General features: G+C 62.3%; 2 protein-coding genes and 1 pseudogene. 2 read left to right on the forward strand and 1 reads right to left on the reverse strand.

Going from position 1 to position 3,543, the window contains the following annotated elements:
- Positions 1 to 484: 484 nt before the first annotated feature.
- Both QK291_RS18510 and QK291_RS18515 read left to right on the forward strand, forming a co-directional pair.
- Positions 485 to 832 (forward strand): annotated as a pseudogene (locus QK291_RS18510) (IS30 family transposase); the annotation flags it as partial.
- Positions 833 to 1,235: 403 nt separating this feature from the next.
- Entirely contained in the window at positions 1,236 to 2,522 is a 1,287-nt protein-coding gene (locus tag QK291_RS18515; RefSeq protein ID WP_282384287.1) for a hypothetical protein, read from the forward strand.
- 549 nt (positions 2,523 to 3,071) lie between these two features.
- On the opposite strand, the gene QK291_RS18520 is transcribed toward QK291_RS18515, so the two are convergent.
- The coding region (locus QK291_RS18520; RefSeq protein ID WP_282384288.1) for a hypothetical protein at positions 3,072 to 3,543 on the reverse strand (472 nt) is incomplete at its 5' end.

Consider the following 3,543-nt stretch of genomic DNA (forward strand, 5'->3'; position numbering starts at 1 on the left):
CCGGAACATCATTAAACGGTCGAGAGCCCCCACCACACGGTCGGGGCTCTCCCGCGTTAAACCCCGGAGAGCCCCCGACCACACGGTCGGGGCCCTCCCGCGTTAAACCCCGGAGAGCCCCCGACCACACGGTCGGGGCCCTCCCGCATTTAACGGTCGAGCAACATTGTCGCAGCGGCCAGAGAGAGCTGCGGCTGAACACCAGCACGGCGAATTCCTGGGCCGGCCGGGTCAATCACGCGGCCGGGAAGCCCGGCACAACCAGAACCATGAAATGCACCCACGCAACAACGCCGCACAGCGGCCGCGGCGGAGGAGTTCCTGGGCGTGCTGCGGAAGCCTGACAGCGTCAGCTCGGCCGCCGGGCGGCTCGGCATCAACATCTCCACCTGCTCGAACTCGCCGAGCGCTACCGGCATGGCTTTCCTCAGCCCGACGCCAGTCGGCGAAACAGACTCACTACCGGAACAGCAAACCGGCCGCACCCGGGAAACTGCTCGATTACGCCGTTCCGGGGCGCTGGGAAGGTGCCTTCACAAACGGAGCCTCCAACCAGTCGGCGATCGCAACGCTCGTGGAACGCACACCACCCGCTACATGATGCTCATGCGCCGTCTCACAGACGACACCGCCCAATCCGTGTGGGACGGTCTCCTCAAGACCATGGCCACGCTGCCGCATCGTCTGCGCGGATCCCTGACCTGGGACCAGGGCGCGCAAATGGCCCTGCACAAGTCATTCGGCATCGCTACGGACATGATGCGTACTTGTGCCACCCCGCCAGCCCCTGGCAGCGCGGATTCAACGAGAACACCAACACGGCTTGCTGCGATCGATCATAGCGAAGTCGTTGGCCGTCCCAGATAGCCGTCAAATGCAAGGCGCGAATTCGCCGAAATGTACGCCCGCTTCCGGCTGTCCGTCAGTGGTGGGGAACTTTCCTCAAAACGTTGAGTGCGATTCTGAAGGCTGGACCATTGGTACCGTGTGGATCCACCGCTGGCCGCGTCGCCCCATGCCAGCGCACGTTTCTGCCAGCCGGACAGCCATCGTGATGGTCTGAGGATTCGCCTGCGGCGGCACGTGAACAGGAGCGGCCATGGCCCGAGGTCGGGGGGATGGGCAAAAGGATCCGGTGCATTGGGCTATATTTGATGGCTGAGCATACACGCAGTGACCAGAGCCCTACGTGGGGGCGATCGGTCCTGATGTGCATAAACACGGAGGACATTCGATTGACAGTCACGGCCACTCGTGCGGCCATCGCCGTCCTAGTTGTTGCAGCCACTTCCTTTATTTCGTTCTTCAGGCTGCCGCAGTCCGTCCTGGATACCGTATGGGCGGAAGACGGTCCTGTATTCCTACGCCAAGCCATGTCCGGGGGCGGTCCAAGTTCAATATTTGCCCCGTATGAAGGCTACTTGCACGTGTTGCCGCGGTTGTTCGGAGCGGTGATCGTCCGTTTCCTTCCGGTGGAAGATTTCGCCGTGGGCCTGGCCTATATCTCCTGCCTTGTCGTTGCCGTCGTTGCCTACCTGACGTTCCACTGCGCCTCCGCACTTACCGGTAACATTCGGGTGAGAATTGCCTGGGCGGCAATCCCGGTGCTTCTGAGCGTTGGGCCCTACGAAATTCTCGGCAACACGGCGAATATCCATTGGTATCTCCTCTGGCTCATGCCATGGCTTCTACTCAAGCCGGTCCGAAGCCGACCCGAAGGCGTCCTTCTGTTCTTGGCGGCTCTCCTGTCGGCGCTCACTGAAGTGATTTCTCTCGTGTTCCTGCCTTTAGCACTCTTGCATATCCGGCGTAAGGCGTTCTGGCCGGCACGGGCTGGCCTGATTATCGGTGCTGGCTTCCAGATCTACACGACACTTCTCTATCCGCGAAGCCCGAGCAACGGCCACCCCTTGGACCCGATGTCGGTTGTGCTGGGCTGGTTTATCAATATGGCCGGCGTGGTCTTCTTCGGATCGTCGCGCAGTATGGGAGTCAACATTGTGAATTTCGGGGCAGGCCCCGTGATACTCGCTTTTCTTCCAATTGCCGCCTCGCTCGCATATCTGTTGCTGAGATCCAAACACGAGCAACGCCTTCTGGCGCTGCTGTTCGTTACCGCGTCCTTCGGCTTGTGGGCTGCCTGCCTCGTGGCGAATCCGGGCGCTCAGTTCGACTATGTCCACTTCACTGAAAGCGACTGGGCTACGTCCATCCTGACCAGGTACTCGGCCATACCGGCGATGTTCATTCTGGCGCTGTTTCCGTTACTTGCAGATTCCCTGCAGGGTACCCGGCCCCGGGCATCAGCAGGGGTACTTGTGGCATTTGCTGTTCTGCTGGCCACGTCATACTTTCCCACGCAGGTGGCCAGGGAGCTGGGACCATCATGGCGAGAAGGAGTGCGCACGTCGCTGGAGGCATGCGTCGGGGCACAAGACTACGAGACTCGTCCTATTCAGGTTTCTCCCATTGGCTGGTCCAAATCGGGCCTGCTGATGCCCTGTTCCCGCCTGAGGCCTTGAAGGCCGCTGATACGTAGGTCCGGTTGTCAGGGGACATGGACAGCGGCTCCCGGGTATAGCGTCCCGAAGGCCACGCCTCGTGTGCCCTGCCGGATTGCGGTGTCGAAGATCCCGGACAGTGGGCCTCCGTAGAATCGGGGCCCGCCGAAAGTTGAGATCTCGACGCCGGCTAGCCGAGAGGCAGGGTCGACGCCGTGTGAAGGTCAAGGAACACTCAGTGTGCTGCTGCCCTCCATCTTTCTGCACTACGCGAGGACGCGAACGAGCAACTCCAGGGTTCTGCTCGAGGATGCCGGACGGCCACGCATATTGGCTAGCGCCCCTTGTTCGCACTGTGGCCCGAGATGGAGGTCGTCGTGGTCGCTGGCGCTTCACGAACCGTGAGGAGCCAGCTGGACACCGGGAGGGCCGAATCAGCCGTTGCCGTTAGCCGAGCGCAGGGGACTCGCCTAGAATTGGATGAGATGTACGGACTTCGAAGCGCTTGATTTCGGGTTGCGTAGGAACGAAACACGGAATAGAGCGGCTGCGATTGCGCCAGTGGTCAGCTCATAACAGGAGGAATCCAGCATGGCTGAGCACAACGACGGTAATCGCGGCGGCAACGACCGCGGCAACTTTGGCGGAGGACGCACTTCGGGCGGCGGTGGATTCCGCGGCACCAACAACTCCGGCGGCGATCCGCGTGGCTACCGGGCTCGTGACGATCGGGGCGCACAGGGGGACCGTCCTTCCTCCAGCGACCGCGATCGTAAGCCTTTCGGTGAACGTCCGGCGCGTGACGGGGACCGGAAGCCGCCGTACAGCGGTGGCGGTGACCGTGACCGGAAGCCCTATGGTGATCGTGCTCCGCGTGAGGGTGGCGGCGAACGCCGCAGCTTTGGTGCCGGTGGCGGCGATCGTGACCGGAAGCCGCCGTACAGCGGTGGCGGCGATCGTGACCGGAAGCCCTTTGGTGATCGTGCTCCGCGTGAGGGTGGCGGGGAGCGCCGCAGCTTTGGTGCCGGTGGCGGCGATCGTG

Source organism: Arthrobacter sp. AL12 (assembly GCF_029960645.1).
GTDB lineage: Bacteria > Actinomycetota > Actinomycetes > Actinomycetales > Micrococcaceae > Arthrobacter.